The sequence below is a fragment of the Flavobacterium inviolabile genome, from assembly GCF_013389455.1.
GTDB classification, from domain to species: Bacteria; Bacteroidota; Bacteroidia; order Flavobacteriales; family Flavobacteriaceae; genus Flavobacterium; species Flavobacterium inviolabile.
The window spans coordinates 1,068,217-1,087,492 of sequence record NZ_CP058278.1 but is presented as its reverse complement, the minus strand read 5'-3'; the positions used below and the strand labels follow the sequence as shown (position 1 = coordinate 1,087,492).

Here is a 19,276-nt window from a genome sequence, read left to right as displayed (position 1 = left end):
CCGCATATACGCCCCGTATGATCTTTTCAACTCTGTTGAAAATTCAAAATATTTAAGCCTAAAAAAAACAATCATAGCTGATGGTTCTCCGGTAGAACTAATAGCTATACATTAAAGCCATGAAAATAGTTAAAGCATTCTTTACAGCCTGCTCCTTATTACTGCTCTTATCTTGCGCTAAAGATAAAAAGAGCGGTTCTGACGATTCCGAAATCCGGGAACGCTATTACAATCTTGAAAAAATCGGATGGAAATCCAAAGTTTACAGTCAAAAAGTTGATCAATTCGATTTTACAGCAACCGAAGTACCTATTCAGTATTACCTATTAAAGGATAAAGGCAATGCCAATTTATTCCTTGTAGACTCCCTATACAATGACAACAAAAGGGAAAGAGTAATTGAATTTACATTTGAGCAGGAAAACGAAAAAGACATTTTAGATCCCGAAACTACCGGAATCCCTTATGAAGATGGGGTTAAATATATGTCGTTTTCAATTGAAAACGACTTTTCTGTTGTTATCAATCAAAAAGATACTATCCCCTGTTCGGGAGCATTGTTTGAGAGAAGTTATAAAATAACACCCTATCAAAAAGTGATGTTGTTTTTCTCCAATATTGACCCCAACGCTAAAATTCAGCTTCTCTATAAAGACAACCTTTTTAAGAAAGGCACCCTAAAATTCCAATTTAAAGATCCATTTACAGAAATAGCCTTATGATAAAGCAAATCCGAAACAGCAAATTCACTAAAGTTGTGGCTTGGTACTTAACGTTAATGATTTTTGTTGAAATCACCCAGCCCATCCGTATGTATGCTTTGACCAGTGGTCCGTCGCAACCTGAATTTAACTCCTTTACCCCTATCGGAACTTCTGATATGGTTGATTTGGCCAGTGGTGATTTTAACTATAATATCCCGATTATGGATGTAGGCGGCTATCCTTTAAACTTATCCTACAATGCCGGTATCACAACCGATCAGGAAGCTTCATGGGTAGGTCTTGGCTGGAATTTAAACGTAGGACAAATTGAGAGACAAGTACGCGGTTTACCGGATGATTTTAATGGGGATAAAATTAAGTATGAAAATGATCTGAGGGATAATATTACCGTTGGAACTCATTTTGGTTTTAATGCTGCCTTTGCGGGTTATGACGCGATCAGACCCGGTGTAGGACTTGGTGTTCAATACAATAATTACGAAGGAATTACCTTTAAGCCTTCGTTTGGCGCCAACTTTGCTTTAAGTGAAAATGTAGCTGTAGGATTAAATTTTTCAAGTTCCGTTAGTGAAGGAGCAAGTGTTAATCCTTCTGTTAGTATATCTAAAAAATTAAAAGAAAAAGCAACAAGTGCAATCAGCTCAGAAAGCTTAAAAGGTACCGGAGGAATAGGACTCGGATTTAGCAGTAGAAAAGGTGTTGAAAACCTGAACTTATCTGCAAGTGTGAGGCGTATTAAAAACGTTTCCTTCTCTATTCTGGGAAACAGCTATAGTTTTACAAGCTCCAAAGGGGGTGGTGTTGGCGGAAGCATTTCATTCAACGATCAAAGCTATACGCCGAGTAAAAGAGTTGGTTTTGAAAATTCGAGTTTCACTTTTAACGGCGCTTTTGGTGGTGAATTTTACCTGGGTGAGTTTCAGGCACAACTGACCGGCTATGGCTCCTATCAAAAGGTTGCTTCTCAGTACCGAAACCGAACAGAGAAAGCATACGGTTATGACAATACGGAATACAAAAGAAAGCAGGCCGGTGTAATGGACTTTAACCGGGAGAACGACAGAACCGTTACAGAGAATACAACTGCTCTACCGGTAACCAATTACACCTATGACATTTACAATATTGAAGGACAAGGTGTTTCAGGAATGTTCAGGCCTTATCGTTCCCAAGTAGGCTATCTGTATAACGATAGAGTTTCAGATTATGGAGTCGGGGTAAGTCTTGGTGCCGAATTTGGAATTGGAAATTTAGTACATGGCGGTATTGACTTTAAAGTTGCTCCTTCAAGCAGCAGCACCGGCGGTTGGGTTAATAACAATCCGGCGTTGCAGTATTTCAATGAAAGTAGTGACGACACCAAAGCTTTAGGCTATGAACCTGTAACCTACAAACTTGTAGGAAGCACCGTTGTAGATCCGGAGCAAAGTATTTATTTTGATAAAATTCATCAGACAAAAGCACTGAGAATCGGTTTGGGCGGTAGTACCAGAAACCGGATGACAACCAACAATTATAATGAAACACTTAATAATTCGTCCTATGCCATTAACTCTAAAATCAAGAGAACCAAACGGTATTTAAGAAACCAGGTTATCCATAAAGTAACCGCCGAAGAAACAGCCGGCGATCCTTTTGTGATCAAGAATGACAGTGCCAAGGTGCATCATACTGCCGGGATTAAAGTTTTGCAAACGGATGGTTCTACCTATGTGTATGGAAAGACAGCCTATAACACTAAGAAAGTGGAGGCTACTTTTGATGTTTCCAAACAACCCGGAAACAACACGACCGGTTTGGTGCCTTATAACGGAACGACAGCAGGTAACAACACCAATGTGAGTGATAAATTCCTGAATAAAATAACAACTCCTGCTTATGCACATAGTTATTTAATCACTTCAGTTTTATCAGCAGATTATGAAGATGTGGACAGTAACGGGCCGAGTCTAAACGATTTGGGGACATTTACAAAATTTGATTATACGACCATTAACAACTATCAGTGGCGCATTCCTTTTCAGAGCAATACCGCCAATTATAACGAGGGTTTGATCTCTAATAAAGATGATCAGAAAGGAACCTATATCTATGGAACAAAACAACTGGTGTATCTGGATAAAATCAGTACGAAAACCCATGTAGCCTTCTTTGATTTAGAAGACCGTCAGGATGCTGTAGGTGTTAGTGGAGAACATGGCGGTGCCGGTTCCGGGCGGATGAAAAGAATCAAGTCCATCCGACTTTATTCCAGACCGGAAGTAACCAATGCCTCAGGTGCAATTTTCGATCCCGGGATTGATGGTGCTGTCAAGCCTATTAAAACGGCACATTTTGACTATGATTATTCGCTATGTCAAAATACGCCTAACTCATTGGCTTCTACAAAAGGAAAATTAACCCTGAAACGCGTTTATTTCACCTACCGAAGTTCCAATATGGGAAAATATACACCGTATGTATTTAATTACGGACTTGAGAAATCAAAAGACAAACCGAGCGACTATACCATAAACAATGATCCTGTTAACAACCCGGAATACAATCCGAAAGGTTTTGATATTTGGGGGAATTACAAAGTAAACCCGGCCGGAAGCGGTAATATTAACACACCGCTTTCTAATAGCGAATATCCTTTTGTGCAACAGGGCGACAAAACGCTGGCAGATAACAATACCGGTGCCTGGACCTTAAAATCCGTTCAGCTGCCATCGGGAGGAGTTATTGCTATCGAAACAGAAAGTGACGATTATCAATATGTTCAAAACAAAAGAGCAATGCAAATGTTTAAGGTTATTGGAGCAGGAACAACGAATACCCCTGGATCGAATAATATAACCAATACCTTATACGGTGATGGTAGTGGTCATAAAAAATACCTTTATGTAAAACTGAATGCCGCCGATTCGATCACAACAAGGCAGCAGTTTATTGACCGGCATCTGGGTGAAAATTATAATAAAGCGATTCAGTTTCGTTTCCTAATGAACATGACGGCGAATGATGCACAATATGATTATGTCTCCGGGTATTTTGAGATAGAAGAAAATGAGAATCAAAACATCAAAATAAATGTCCTGAACCATGAAACCTATGGTCCTATAGCGGCGATTCCGCTTAAATTCCTGAACCGTGATGGTGCAAGTGGAGACGCAGAGGTAAATCCTATTGTTAAAACCGGTTGGGGTTTTGGAAGAACCTATTTAAACCGGATTGTCTATAGTATCGGAGGAGACGCAACGAACACTAATTTTGTATCCATTGTTAACGACCTTGTTGCAAGTATCACTGCCATTGGCGAAATTTTTAGCGGTCCGAATAAAGCACTTCAAAACAAAGGCTGTGCCCGAATGTTCAAAACCGATAAATCATGGATACGACTCGAAAATGCAAAAGGAAGAAAATTGGGCGGTGGTTTGCGCGTTAAATCCATTCGACTGAGTGACGAATGGGGCTCCATGCTAGATAACAATCAATCCGGCGGCACCGATTTGTCCAACATGGAATACGGCCAAATCTATTCGTATAATGATGACCATAAAAGATCAAGTGGTGTGGCAACCTATGAACCTAACGGAAGTTCAGAAAATGCACTTTTAGAACCCTTATATCCAAAAAATGGCAGCTATGCTCAAAACATTTCGGCACCAAAGGAAAATAATTATGTAGAGAAACCGTTCGGTGAAAACTTCTTCCCGGCACCAAGAGTAACCTATTCGCGGGTAATGGTAAAAAACCTGCCTCGAAAAGATGGCAATAAAAAAGTCGAAAGACACGCAACCGGAATGGTTATAACCAGACATTACACCTCGTATGATTTCCCTACAAAAGTTGAATTCACCGACCCGGATATTAAAAATGATATTCCGGATCCAAGTAACATCATGAATATTGTTGTTCAACTGGCGAATGTTGTTGTAAGAAGTCATCTAACCATGTCACAGGGATATTCCATTGAAACCAATGACATGAACGGAAAAATCAAATCACAGGAAGTATATGCCGAAGGGCAGAATTCACCTATTTCGAAAGTAGAATATAAATATAACATAGCCGCAGATGGTACCCTGGATAATACTATACAAACCATTAATGAAAAGGGTGAGGTAAAAAAACAACTAATGGGTGTGGATTATGATATGGTGAATGATTTTAATGAAAGTCATTCCGAATCGGAATTGGCTGGTTTTGACGGAAATTTAGCGGCCTTTTTAGTTGCCATTTTCCCGGCATTTGTTCCTACTATACTTCCTAAATATTCGTATAACGAAAACTTACTACGAACGGCTGTTACTACAAAACACGTTCATAAGACCGGAATAATGGTTGAGAAAATTGCGTATGATTTAGGATCGACCGTTTCGACTAAAAACCTGGCATGGGATGCCAGTTCCGGTGAGGTGATACTCAATCAGACGATTAACGAATACGGCGATCAGTACTATTCGCTAACGTATCCGGCCTACTGGAAATATGACGGTATGGGATTAGCCAGTACTAATATCGGTCTTGAGGGAAGTTTAAGAGCTGAAACTCCGGTAACAAGTCCTCCTCCTCCTAATAACGACGGAACTCCGATTCTTGCGACAGGGAAACCGTATTTTAAAATCAACTTTCAAAACGACTTAACCAAGTTTTTCCACTTGGGCGATGAGCTATATATTAAAACCGGAACACCTTTGGAACCGATAGAAACACAGGCGCTTGCTGCCCCATCACCGGGAGCATCTATACTGGTAAACAGACTTTGGGTTATTGGCTTTAAGAGTGATAAATCCGGAATTCTATTGATGGATAAAGATGGTAACTACTTTAACAAGTGCGAAGATTATGTCGAGATTCCGTTTAAAATTGTCCGTTCGGGCTACCGGAATTTACAGGCCGCTTCAATGGCATCGGTTACTTTGATGAAAAATCCTGTTAAGATTACGGATGCGGTCAATCAAACCGGAATCCTGGATCAGGATATTCTGACGTATAGCGGTTCGGCAACTGCGAATCCGAGGATACTAAATGCTAGTGCCGTGGTTTACAATGATTACTGGAAACCACAGTCTGAAAATAATTTACCGTATTATCCGGAACCAACTGCGAATCCTAATTCTCCGATTGATGCACAGGGGAATCCGAATTATCCGTATGCCGTTAGAGTTAATCCATATCTCTGGAATATCAAAGGAGATTGGAAAACCGAAAAATCGTATGCATATTTAACCAGTAGAAACGCTTCGGCAACTACGGTAAATAACCCGAGAAATGAAGGTTTCTTCGCCAAGTTTACGCCTTTTTATATTGTCACAAATGGTCTTTGGTCGGTAAATACGGCTAACTGGACCAGTGCAAGCAGTATCACATTATATAGCCCTTATGGAACAGAACTGGAAAACAAGGATGCTTTAAACCGTTATAGCGCTGCGCAGTATGGTTATAACTATACGTTACCTATGGCGATAGCTTCCAATTCAAAATATTCGGAAATGGGGTTTGAAGGCTTTGAAGAAACGCCGAAAAACGGAACCACTAATCCATCACACTTTAGTTTCGATACCAGTAATGCATCGTATGCTACCAATCATTCGCATACCGGAAAGAAAAGTATAAAGGTGAGCACCGGCCAATCCGTTAAATTATCCCGTGAACTGGTTACGGCTCCGGCATCTATCCCGAAAGAAACCTGTCCGTCAAGTGCTGGTGAGAATCCGCCGAGCAACTGTACCTTTAATTTTACGCGAAATAGCTGTTCAAGTGGTGGTGATACAGATGCCTGCAAAGGATTAAAATTAACATTCCCTGTAAATGTTGCTACTGTTACGGTTACAACCATTCCAAGTCCAACACAAGTTGCTTTGACCATTCCAAATAACAATATCGTTATCACCGGAAAAACGGTTCAGGTAAATATCATCGGAGACTTTTTAAATGGGGCTGACAATAACGGACAAAATGATAATCAGCAGTCTTCATTAAACGCAGAGATACAACTGAACGTTACTTTGGTAGGAAACACCTCACCTTGCTGTATCATAATTAAGTGTGAACACAATGTAAGCGGAGGAACAACACAAAACTATTTGGGTGTAACTCCAAGAACATGTAACAATAACCAATAGGATTCAATTTTTATGAGATATATTATATTCTTCGTGTTATTTATGAGTGTAAAAATAAATGCTCAGTATACCGACTTCACTAATTCATTCCAGCCTGCCCCGGGCAAGTATGTGGTGAGTGGATGGATAAAAGAAATCCATCCGACACAACAACTAACCTATACCGGCATGATTAAAATAAACATGTCCAATACGACTTCACCACTACTGGCCACCTTACATCCGGTTGGAGAAATTATAGATGGCTGGCAGCTTATTGCCGGAGTGGTGGAAATTGTCTTTATTCCGGCCACGGTTCCGGGTTTGGAAATCGAACTGGTTTGTTCCAATACTGCCACGGAATGTTATTTTGACGATATCCGGTTCCACCCGTACAACGGCTCAATGAAAAGTTTTGTATACGATGAACAGACACAGCGTTTGATGGCCGAACTGGATGAAAACAATTACGCTACCTTTTATGAATATGATTTAGAAGGCGGCTTGATTCGTGTGAAAAAAGAAACGGAAAAAGGCGTCTTTACCATACAGGAGACCCGAAGTAACAGTATTAAAAAAAATTAATTCCTAATGATGAAAACATTACGATTCTATTTACTTTTCCTGATGGTGCTTCCTGCTTTTTCACAAGGGAAAGATACCGTTGAAGAGGTATTTGATAAAGTTGAAAAGAAATATAAGTCGGAGAAAAGCTACTGTTATCAATCGCAATATAACTTTTATAACACCGCTACTGCGACAAAACCGGTTGACAGTTATACCGGTACTATTTATAAAAATAATGCGGTAAGCTATCAGCAGATTAAAGACACTGAATTTGCCAGTTTCGGAGCGAACAACATCCTGATTAATCACCAGGAAAAAATAGTACAAATCGGTAAAGTGGAAAACAACAATTCACCAATTGCCTTAAAATCTTTTCTGAAACTATTTCCGGAGTATTCGCTAAAACAAGATAAAACGTACTATATCTGTGAATTAAAATCAGGAAAGTATTCCCAGGTTTCGATGGATAAATTGATCATCTATATCAATAAAGCGGATTACAGTCTGGTTAAACAGTATTTTTATTTTATGGGTGAAAAAGATTTTATGATTAAGGATAAAAAGATCAAAATAAAAAATCCAAAACTGGAAGTACACTATAAAAAGAACCCGAAATGTCCGGAGATCAAACAACAGGATTTCTTCACGGTTAAGGACAAAAAGTTTATCGTTACCCCTAAATTAAAAAATTACAAGGCTATAACATTATAATAATATGAATACAGTATTAGGCAGGTTATTGATTATAATTACCCTTTTTTCATCCGTTTTTGTTACGGCACAAATAGATGAAAAGGAATATCCCATTGCTCCGATTCAACTAAATGGTTTTAGCCAGCAGACTTCGGTATCAGACCCCGAAGCCGGTTGGGCCAACCAGCATAATAAGGATCCTTATTGCTATGCACGCTTGCGGGTTGACAATACTTTGCCGCCCTATATCTGGTATGAGTTCAAGGCTACTTTTTTAGTTACGCCATTGTTAGCTGACGGTACCGTTGACACTACGGTTACACCGAGAGAAGAGGTATTGTCGCTTTCGTATAATCCGCATTCGGCAGCCACGACCAATACCCTGTTTACTGATGTAAGCTTTTTACAGGTTAAGAATAGATACGGAATGAAGATCAGTTTGATTCCGGGGTCTGTTGTATATAAAAACCTTGTTAACAATACAACCTCTAATTATATTCCTGAAAACATTTTCCTGGATTTAGGATTAAAAGTAAAACGATATTATACGGTTTCCGATCAGTTACCGAATCCGGTCTCAACGATAACGAACCTGTTGGATTCCGCTACAGGAACCATGGTACCGGGTTCTATTAAAATAGAATGGCAAAAACTGACCGGTGCTCTCGAATATGAATTGGAATGGACGTGGGTAGATTCCTATTCCGATACCGGTGCTACTGATAACTTAGCCGCGAATGCAATCAATTTTAGCGATCGTGATTTTGAATTGAACAATACCCGTATTCTAACCAAATCCAAATCCTACGAAATTCCATTGCTTTATGCCAAAGGCTATCTTATTTACAGAGTAAGGGCTGTGGGTTTATATCCGGAGCTTTTCAGAGGAAAATACTATGGTAAATGGAGTTCGGGAACGGCTTCAAAAACCAAGGTTTCCGACTGGCCGCATATTGCCCAGCTGTCTGAACACGAAAAAAACAAAAACTGGCAATTACAGGTTAGTTATGCCGAGAATGGCAAAAAGAAAGAAGTGATCAGTTATTTTGACGGCTCGTTGCGTAACAGACAAACGGTAACAAAAATCAATACCGACAAAAATGCCATTGTAGGGGAAGTAATTTATGATGCACAGGGCAGACCTGCTGTTGAAGTTTTACCTACTCCGGTAAATGAGAATAGTATTCGCTATTTTAAAAATCATAATAAAAATCAATCCGATACGTCTTATTCCTATAAGGACTTTGATTTTGATTCTACCTCAGATACGATATGCAATGTGCAGGTCAATAAAATGGATTCCGGATTTGGTGCGGCCAGATATTATTCAAGCAAGAGCCTTTCCGATTTCCCGAACAGTATTCATCAGGAATATGTACCGGATGCGCAAAATCACCCTTTTTCCCAAATAGAATACACGCCTGACAATACTGGTCGTATTGCCCGAAAAGGCGGGGTAGGCTATAACCATCAATTAGGATCCGGGCATGAAATGCAGTATTTATACACTACACCTACAGATAAAGAAATCAATCGCCTGTTTGGTTATAGTGTAGGCGATGTCTCGCATTACAAAAAAAACATTGTAATCGATCCTAACAGACAGGTATCGGTTAGTTATATCGATCCGCAGGGAAGAACGATTGCAACAGCCTTATCAGATGATCCAAAAGACAATCTGGATAAGCTTGAAGATGCCGGAAACGACAACCCGATGCATGGCATGATGGAAGTTGACTTGTTGGGTATCAACCGACTGGAATCTACCGGTAATTTCCCGGTAAACAACGATAAATTAGTCGTTTCAAAACAACTGGCTGTTGGAGGCAATAGGATTGCACATGAATTTGATTATACGGTAAATCAAACACAGCAATTTACGCCGGCCAGTCCGGAAAATTGTAACAGACCGGTCTATCCTTTTGTTTATGATTTAAAAATCAATCTGAAAGACCAATGTCAGGAAGACAAGATCGCTGTTGAAAAAATTAAATTGGGAAGCGCATCAAATCCTTTCCCCTACCAGTCGAATCCAAGTACTTTTTTCATGGCTTTGAATTCCGGTTCCTATACGCTTTTAAAGGAGCTTAAAGTCAATGCTGAACAACTCAATGAATATGCCACGGATTATATCAGTAAGCTTAGGAATCCCAATAATTCCTGTTATGTAAATCCAAACCAGTTCTCTCCGAATATCTCATTGGATATGTGTAATATGACCTGTACAAGTTGTACGGCTGCCATTGGTACCCCGTCAAACTATATTATAAATTCATTGAGTACCTATTACAGTGTTCCTGCGGCCACATTTAGTTTACCAACCAATCTTACGGCTCCGATATCCGTAACGATATCCGGCAATACCAGTATTGACCAAACTCAGGCTAACGGACTCGCCAATCGCTTTTTTAGAGAATGGCAATTGTTAAAACAGGAGTGCGACCAACTATGTCCGGCTGAAGTGTATTTTGATTCCAGTTGTACGGTTAATGAGCAAACCTTATTGGGCGATGTGAGTCCTTTTGGACAGTATGGAATTACTAAAAGCACAATGCTGAATGCAAATGGACAAGAAGTAGCCAATCCGGATTTCGAGTTAAGTGTTTTCAATCAACAGGGGAAATTATACCGAAACGGAGCGGTAACCGGTAATAACTGGAAAAATTCAAGTCTTTCTTATAAAGACATCGACGGTAATGATGCCTACGTAATCGTAATACCAAACGGAGACGGAACCTATACACCTGCTGTTACAGGCTTAGTTCTTACAGAGACGGTGGACGGTACATTACGTCGTAAAGTAAAACCGCAACAATTAGTTAACTATGCTGACTTTGTTGAGGCCTGGGATCTCAGCTGGGCGAAATCATTACTTATTTATCACCCGGAATATCCTTATTTAGAGTACAATAAAGAAGTTTGTAAACTTACTAAAAATGTTCAGGGTACCAGTACAATAATTGCAGTCAATTCAGATGGATATGACAGTTACCTGCAAAATGTAAAAACACTTAACGATGCCGTAAGTAAAGGCTTAATTGGGAATAATCTTTCCGCACATACCGGAATTTATACTAATGACCCCTACTTCCAGCAACTGCCGGCAGCTTTTGAAAGTGCCGCACTGTTTGGTTACCGAACCGGTATTATGCAGGAAGCCATCAATTCCGATTATTTATCAGACGGTACAACCGTACTGAAATTATATCAGGCCGCTTTACAGGCCGCTTACTGTAATCCACTGGTACAGTGCAATCTCCCAACGGCTGTTTCGTCTTTAACAACCGAACAAAAAGACGTCTTCTGGAAAACGTACCGAAGCCTTTATATTGGTTTAAAATCGAAGATAAAACACGTTTTCAGCAATATTTATGCGATCGAAAAAGGATCGTATAATGGTTGTATCGGTGGCGTATTGGATTATTCGGTTACAAATGTATTAACGGATAACTTCTCGCAAAAAGCCAGTTTATTCAATTATATCTATAGTATTTCGGTACCGTCACTTTGTGCCAGCACCAGCGGCATCTTATACAAAGAAAAAACAAAGCGCTTTATCCCGGTTGATTTTGGTTATGATTCCGGTGTTGATCCGCAAACGGCTCTGGATCAGTTACAGGCACAAAACGACTACGAATATTATACCCAAACCGGTAATTGTCCGTTGCTTTTTGATTTTGAATATTTTATAAGCGGATTCTTTAAAGACGCATCATTTACCGGGCAAAACATTACAGCATTGTCCAGCCGACCTTTTACAGGACAATATGTAACAGCCGATTTAATCAAAGCCCTGGGATCGGCAATTGTGCCGTTAAATTCGCTGAACATCAGCTCGGCTACGGCAAACAATACGCTTACGATAAACTTTAACAGCAGTCCGTCGCAACCGTTTTGTGGCACCACAATTAAGGTTGATTCTTCCGAATATACGTGGGCGAATTATAACACCACGTGGAAAATTAAAAATATCAAGCAGTGTTATTATGACAGTGCAGCTTCCATGCCGGCGAATCAGGTTTTCGCTTACAAAGCAGTGGCAGTAATTTTAGTTAACGGAACCGAAAAAGAAGTAGTTCTTTACGGAACGACCTGTGCACCGATTGGGGAATGCAGTACGGATCATAATAATCAAATTGGTCAGGTACTGGATCCTAACGCCGGAACATCCGAAAACGGAAACAGCTGTATGAAGAGATATCAGTTCCGTCAGGCTTTTGTAGCTTTTATTAACCAGTTAAAACAAACAGGTCAATTACAAAGTACAACTCCGGTAAATCTTGACAACGTATCCTCCTATAAAAATTCCTATCTGGCTACATTCTTTAATGAGCCTGTCAATTCTCCGATTCAGACAACATGGGGCAGCGGTCAATATGGTTATGGTATGAGCCGGGGAGGAGAACCTATATTCTCATTGGATCAAACTGTAAATCTTTCTACTTTGAGCACCTATCCGTTTAGTAATGTAACGATTACAAGTAACGGTTCAATAGATATTTTTACGTTTCATTATCCGAATGCATCGGGATCTGTTCAGTCTGTAACCGCGCGGGCAAAACCAAATCTTAATTATACAGACAGTCAATGTACCGTATGTATTCCGCAAACGGTAGTTCCTGTTGCCTGTGATGCAAAAAAAGCCGATTTCTTAAACTTTATACTTCATGGAGGTCCTAATAATGGTCCGCGTTTCAGCGATTATGATGTTCAAGCCAATCAGTTTGACAATTTCTGTGCAAACAATCTTCAATATATTGTTGACAGCTATAAATATTACTGCAATCAGTTAGCGATCACATCGTCTTACGATTTTAATTTCAGAACCATTGCCGAATTTGGAAATACCTATTTGCATTACGGGTTTAATCAGATCAACAGTGTTATCGATGCCTATAAGGGATACTATACAGCTAATGCCGGCAATCCGGATCGTTTAAACTGGAACAACTGGGTAAACACCCTATATAAAGATGCACATCCGGAGATATGCCCTCCGGCTTCATTAGGCACATACTCGCCGGAATTACCTGCCGATAACGAAAGCACCTGCGTACATTTAATTAAAAACCTGAACGAAACCTATCAGCAGGAGGCCTATGACAATTATTTAGAATCCTTACGAAAAAAATTCATTAAGGAATATACAGCTGCTGCAATGGCAACAGTTAAAGAAACATTCAAGGTAAATTATTTCGATAAAGAATATCAATATACACTATATTATTACGATCAGGCCGGGAATTTAACACAAACGGTAGCTCCGGAAGGCGTAAAACGTTTTACACCGGACGAGATTAACACCAAAAACACGGCGATCAATACTTTTAAAAATAACTTTGATCCGTTGGCACCTAATGTTGAAAATACAGCGTTACAGCCACAACACACTTTTAAAACACAATACCGTTATAATACACTGAACCAACTGGTATGGCAAAAAACACCGGATGGTGGGGAAACCCGTTTTGCTTATGATGCGTTAGGAAGAATAATCGCTTCACAAAATGCTAAACAATATGTTCTTGAGTCTAGTATTAAGAGAATGAGCTATACGGTTTATGATAATTTAGGTCGCATTATCGAAGTTGGGCAAATCGTTATATCTGGTCAGCCAAATCAATATGGCACTCATTTTTTTATCTCAGATGAAGGAAGGCTGGTGCGTTCCTATCTTACCGGAGGCAATGTTACAAATCAGATTGTCAATGGTTTCCCGGAAGAAGGACTTATGAAAGTGGAAGTAACCCGAACCGTTTATGGTGAAGACCCTCAGCTTGAACTGTATCCGGAGTCAAGGTTGGCCTCCGATTTCTTCTATTCCAATTATAATCCGCAAGCGAGCAGGAATCGCGTAACCGGTATATTTGCCTATGACGAATACATTCAGGGTGAAGAGCTTGATTTTATAAATGCCATCGTTTATAATTATGACATACACGGTAATGTAAAAGAGACCCTGACATACATACCAACATTAAAAGATTATTATTGTGATCCGAACGTCATGGCGGATGCTGCTTTAGGGCTTAAAAATGATTGTGAACTGCATATTAAACGAGTGGTATATGATTATGACCTAATAAGTGGTAATGTGAACTCGGTTACGCTTCAGCCCGGAAGAGCCGATCAGTTTATTCATCAATATGAATATGATGCAGACAATCGTATTGTAGCCGTAAAAACATCTCCTGATGGTATTGTCTGGGAGAATGATGCAAACTATAAATATTATGCCCATGGTCCGTTGGCACGTGTTGAACTGGGTGATAAAAAAGTTCAGGGTATCGACTATGCCTATACGTTACAAGGATGGCTTAAAGCCGTAAACGGTGAGAATCTGGCGGCTCCGGAAAACGATATGGGGCTTGACGGAACGGCTTCAAAAAAAGACAGCAACAAAGATGCCTTTGGTTATTCCCTTACTTATTTTGACGGTGATTATAAAGCCATAGCAACGGAAGATAACGGAGACGCACAATTCAAACCGCTGATGTTTAGTCGGGACAATGGTATTGCCGCAAGTGGCAGAAATCTGTACAATGGTAACATCAAACAGATGACAACGGCTATTCGCACCAACAGAGAGGCCTTACTGGATGTTCAGAAAAACAATTACACCTATGACCAGTTAAACCGTATTACCGGTATGACCTCTGTTGCCATTACGCCTAACGCTACAGGTGCGGCCGATGTTAAAAACGAGAGTTACACCTCTCGATATACTTACGATCGGAACGGAAACCTAAAAACACTTTCCAGAACCGCTCCAGACCAGAATGGTGCTTTTCAGAAGATGGATGATTTATCCTATGACTATTTACCGGGAAATAACAAATTACGCCTGGTTAAGGATAAGGTTCAGGATAGCAATTTAAGTCCGAATGACCTGGAAGACCAGGTTCGGCAATTGGCTGAAATCGGAATTGTTTATAACATCAACAACCTGAATACGCATAATTATATTTACGATGAGATCGGTCAGTTAGTAGCAGACAAAACAGAAGGTTTAAAAATAAACTGGCGGGTTGATGGTAAAGTGCAAAGGATAACAAAAAATAAAAACGGAGCCGAGACGGTAATCTATTTTGAATATGACGGTTTAGGAAATCGAATTTCAAAAAACGTTGTTGAATCCTCATTTGGAGATCCGCTTACCAACTCCGATTATTATTCCAGAGACGCTCAGGGGAATGTCCTTGCCGTTTACAGGTATTCGACCCTTTCAAACAGAAATGGAATAAGTAAAAATTATTACATTAAAGAACATCATATTTTTGGCAGCAGCCGATTGGGTCTGGAAGACAAAATGGTTCAATTGTATAAATACAAAAAACCGGAAATTATCGGGCCGCTGGCACATGCTGCTCAGGCAGGCAATGCAGCCGCAGCAAGTGCTCCGAGTGTACCGCTGAGTGTTTCCGATTTAAAAATATATTCCTTAAATGTTACCCCGTCTACTAATGCGACCTGGAATGAGCCATATTTAACAACGGTAAATTCAAACGTTGATACTGTAGCATTAACCAGCAAGTTTAAAATAAGCCAGACAGCTACGCCGCCGGCTTCCACTTTAATCGGTCAGGTAGAAATTATGGGTCAGGGAACCTATATCGACCATAATAAAACGATTGTCCGTCCGCCATTAAATGTAATGTCCAATATTAACATAGAAGCCGATGGTACAATAACCCGAACAGTAGCCGGAGATAGTTGGGGTAATGTGGGTGGTTCTACACCATATCTTTTAACCGGAGATGGTTATGTGGAAAGAACTATAAAAGGACCTTTGGCTTCTAATGAATATGTGATGCTAGGTTTATCATATTCCGATCCTAACGTTCATTATAACACCATCAATTATGCATTCTATACTTTCGGTTCCAATATTTTGTATGCCTATGAAAATTCCGTACGATATACATTACCCACTGGAAACGATCTTTTTGCGATAGGTGACCTGTTACGAGTAGAAAGACGAAGTGGAAAAATCAGATACTTTAAAAATAATACATTGGTGCGAGAAGTTGTCGAGTCCCAGCCAGGACAACCTATGCTGGTTGACTTTGCCCTGTATAGAAGCCAGACTAAAATCTACGATCTGAAAGTTGTAAAATATAATATTCCTTATGTTAATGCAAATGAAGTAATCACCAAACCACAATTGACCAGCTCACAAAATGTTGCTGTTGATGCCTCCGGAAAAATTACGAAAACAAGTATGACCGACTGGAATTCGGGAGGTGAAACGGCTAAATTATTAGTTGGTAATGGTTATGTAGAAAGAATAATTGGCGGAACTTTGGAGTCCAATTATTATGTGATGCTTGGATTGTCATACCAGCCTAATCCGAATGTTGCAGATCATAGCAATATTAACTATGCTATGTATAGTTATATGGATGGCAGAGTTATGGCTTATGAAAATGGTGTGAATCAGCCCTTAACAGCATCGTTTCCGGCAGGGGCTAATTACTACAAAATTGGCGATGTCTTAAGGGTTGAAAGGATAAACGGCAAAATTAAGTACTCTATTAATGGTATTTTACTACATATATTGAATGAATCTGCTGCAAATGCCGGTCAGCCAATGTTAGTTGATTTTTCAATACTAAAACAAAATTCCAGTATTTACAACCTTAAAGTAGTCAACTATGATGCGGTACCGCAGCCGGAAAACTATTATACCATTACCAAGCCGCCATTAACGGCTTCACTGAATATCGCAGTGGATGCTAATGGTACCATTACCAAAGCTAATCCACAGGTTTGGGATTCCGGTGCAGAAACAGCTAAATTATTAGTGGCTAATGGTTATGTGGAGAGAACGATTGGCGGAACTCTGGATTCAAATTACAGGGTGATGTTAGGATTGTCATATCAGCCAAATCCGGATGTTGTGGGCTATAGTAGTAATTATGCCTTGTTTAGTTATCTGGATGGCAGAATTCTGGCTTATGAAAATGGTGTACTTCAACAACTATCGGCATCATTCCCGGAGGGGACCAATATGTTCAAAGTAGGAGATGTTTTGAGAATAGAACGCCTGAATGGTAAAATTAAATTCTATAATAATGGTATTTTACTGCACACATTGAATGAGCCTGCTGCAAATGCAGGTCAGCCAATGTTAGTTGCTTTTATAATGCCAGATCCGAAAGCTACTATTTACAACCTGAAAATTGTAAATTATGTAATGCCGCAACAGGTCACGGAAGGCAATATCAAAACAGGAATTCAATTGTTTGCCGATTACCAGAACGGCACTTTTAAACCGAAAGCAATCGTAACCAAAGAAGTATTTGCGAATGGTATTACCACTAAAAAGCAATATACAATAGCCAATCTTTCCGGTTCAACCGTAACGGCTGCGGAAATGAAAGAAAAAGGAATGCAGGTTTCTTTTGAAGGAAAAATAACACCGGTATTAGGTTCGGATAGTATTGAAGGTGGTATGGCGGTAAACGGAAGCCAGAATACTGCATTCAACAGGAATGCGGTGACCTCAACATCGGCAACTGCTCTAACAGCCCCAGTTTCAAAATTAGGTGCCGGAACGTTTGATATTTGTAGTGTCAATTATAGTTTTGGCAGTCCGGTTAACACACTAACGCGTGAATTTGACTTTAACAATAATGTAGGCGCCGGATTAAACAATCCGCCGGTTTCTGCTTCCGGCAATATTACAATGACCGTATCCCCTGCTGCCGTTCGTGTTTTAGGACCGTGTTTAACAGATACCGATGGCGATGGTCTTTATGACATTTTTGAAGATGTTAATAACGACAATAACCTGACCAACGACGATACCGATGGCGATGGTATTCCGAATTACCTGGATCTTGACGATGACGGCGATGGCTATGCAACCTGGGAAGCTATTGAAGGTGCCGATCCTAACGGGGATCATAACCCATCGGATGCGATTGATAGTGATGGTGACGGTATTCCGGACTATCTGGACAAAACAAATGGTAATTATCCTGTAGCAGGACTTATTGCATATAAAAAATATGTAAATTTGGTAGGTGACAAACGTTATGAGTTAGCCAACCACCTGGGTAATGTATTAGTCGTTATTAACGACAAGAAAATACCGGAGTTTAATATCCTTGACACACCAGACAGTGGTTTAAAAGCGTTTAATGCGGACGTTCTTACCTATTCTGATTATTACCCGTTTGGTATGATTATCGATGCCAGACATCGCTCAAAAACTGATTATCGTTATGGTTTCCAGGGACAGGAAATGGATAATGAAATTAAAGGGGAAGGGAATTCGTTGAATTACACCTTTAGGATGCATGATCCGAGAGTGGGTAGGTTTTTTGCGGTTGATCCGTTAACCCATAAATATCCGCATTATACTCCATATAGTTTTAGTGGAAACAAGCCAATTCAATTTGTAGAACTTGAAGGAAAGGAAGAATCTGTACCAAATTATCTTGATATAAATTTTGCTGAAATGACTGTAGCAACCTTTATGGAGGTAAAACATAGCGTTAATAATTTAGTACTAAATGGGTTATTACGGTCAAGTCCTACGGGTATAGTGTCTCCTTTTGGTAAAAAGGAATATTGGAATATATATGCCGAACAATTTAAAGATTATGGATATGCACCATCTAATCCATCTTCATATGTTCAATGGGGATATGATATTGACCCAAAAACAGGCTACTATGATTTAAAAAATTCAAGAGCATACATAATGCCTCGAGGCTCCAATAAAGAGGAGTTTATGAGATTCCTTGGAGATGTTGCAACTGTTGGATTAATGGCTACTACTTTTAAAGTTGGAGGTATGTCAGGACCTATGATATTGCTTGAAAGAGATGGATTAGGAGAATCTATGCTGATAAGTACTTTTAGAAGAGCTGGTAACTTTGGAGGAGATATAAAATTAGCTTGGGGTAATGCAAAAAAAGGATTAGAACATATTTTAAGAAGACATTCAGCGGATGAATTTTTAAATAACCCTGGAGGTAAGGGAGGATTATTTCCTAAAGGTACTTCAGATGCACAGATAATTAGAGGAATTGAAGAAGTTTACTCAAAAGGTAAAAGAGTGAGCAATATTAATAGTGGAGTACAAACTTTTGAAAAAAGAATTAAAATTAATGGTGAATCTGCAAATTACAGATTAGTAGTAGATAAAGCTGCCGAAAATGTGATATCATTTTTTAAAATAACTGAATAAAT

The 19,276-nt window shown here is 39.6% G+C and carries 5 protein-coding genes; all 5 read left to right on the top strand.

Annotated elements, in window-relative coordinates; translation table 11 throughout:
• Positions 1 to 119: 119 nt before the first annotated feature.
• The 5 genes from HW120_RS04820 to HW120_RS04800 are packed head-to-tail and all read left to right on the top strand — an operon-like array spanning position 120 to position 19,274.
• Positions 120 to 722 carry a hypothetical protein gene (locus HW120_RS04820; RefSeq protein ID WP_177731372.1) on the top strand — a complete coding sequence of 201 codons (603 nt, stop codon included), beginning with the start codon at positions 120 to 122 and terminating at the stop codon, positions 720 to 722.
• Positions 719 to 6,835 carry a hypothetical protein gene (locus HW120_RS04815; RefSeq protein WP_177731370.1) on the top strand — a complete coding sequence of 2,039 codons (6,117 nt, stop codon included), beginning with the start codon at positions 719 to 721 and terminating at the stop codon, positions 6,833 to 6,835. The genes HW120_RS04820 and HW120_RS04815 overlap by 4 nt, the downstream gene beginning before the upstream one ends.
• 42 nt (positions 6,836 to 6,877) lie before the next feature.
• Complete coding sequence (locus HW120_RS04810) at positions 6,878 to 7,399, top strand: hypothetical protein (RefSeq protein WP_177731368.1); 522 nt, start codon at positions 6,878 to 6,880, stop codon at positions 7,397 to 7,399.
• 6 nt (positions 7,400 to 7,405) lie between these two features.
• Positions 7,406 to 8,092 carry a hypothetical protein gene (locus HW120_RS04805; protein ID WP_177731366.1) on the top strand — a complete coding sequence of 229 codons (687 nt, stop codon included), beginning with the start codon at positions 7,406 to 7,408 and terminating at the stop codon, positions 8,090 to 8,092.
• A 4-nt stretch (positions 8,093 to 8,096) separates the two neighbouring features.
• A complete protein-coding gene (locus tag HW120_RS04800; protein WP_177731364.1) occupies positions 8,097 to 19,274 on the top strand; it encodes an RHS repeat-associated core domain-containing protein in 11,178 nt (3,725 codons plus the stop codon).
• The last annotated feature ends 2 nt before the right edge of the window (positions 19,275 to 19,276 follow it).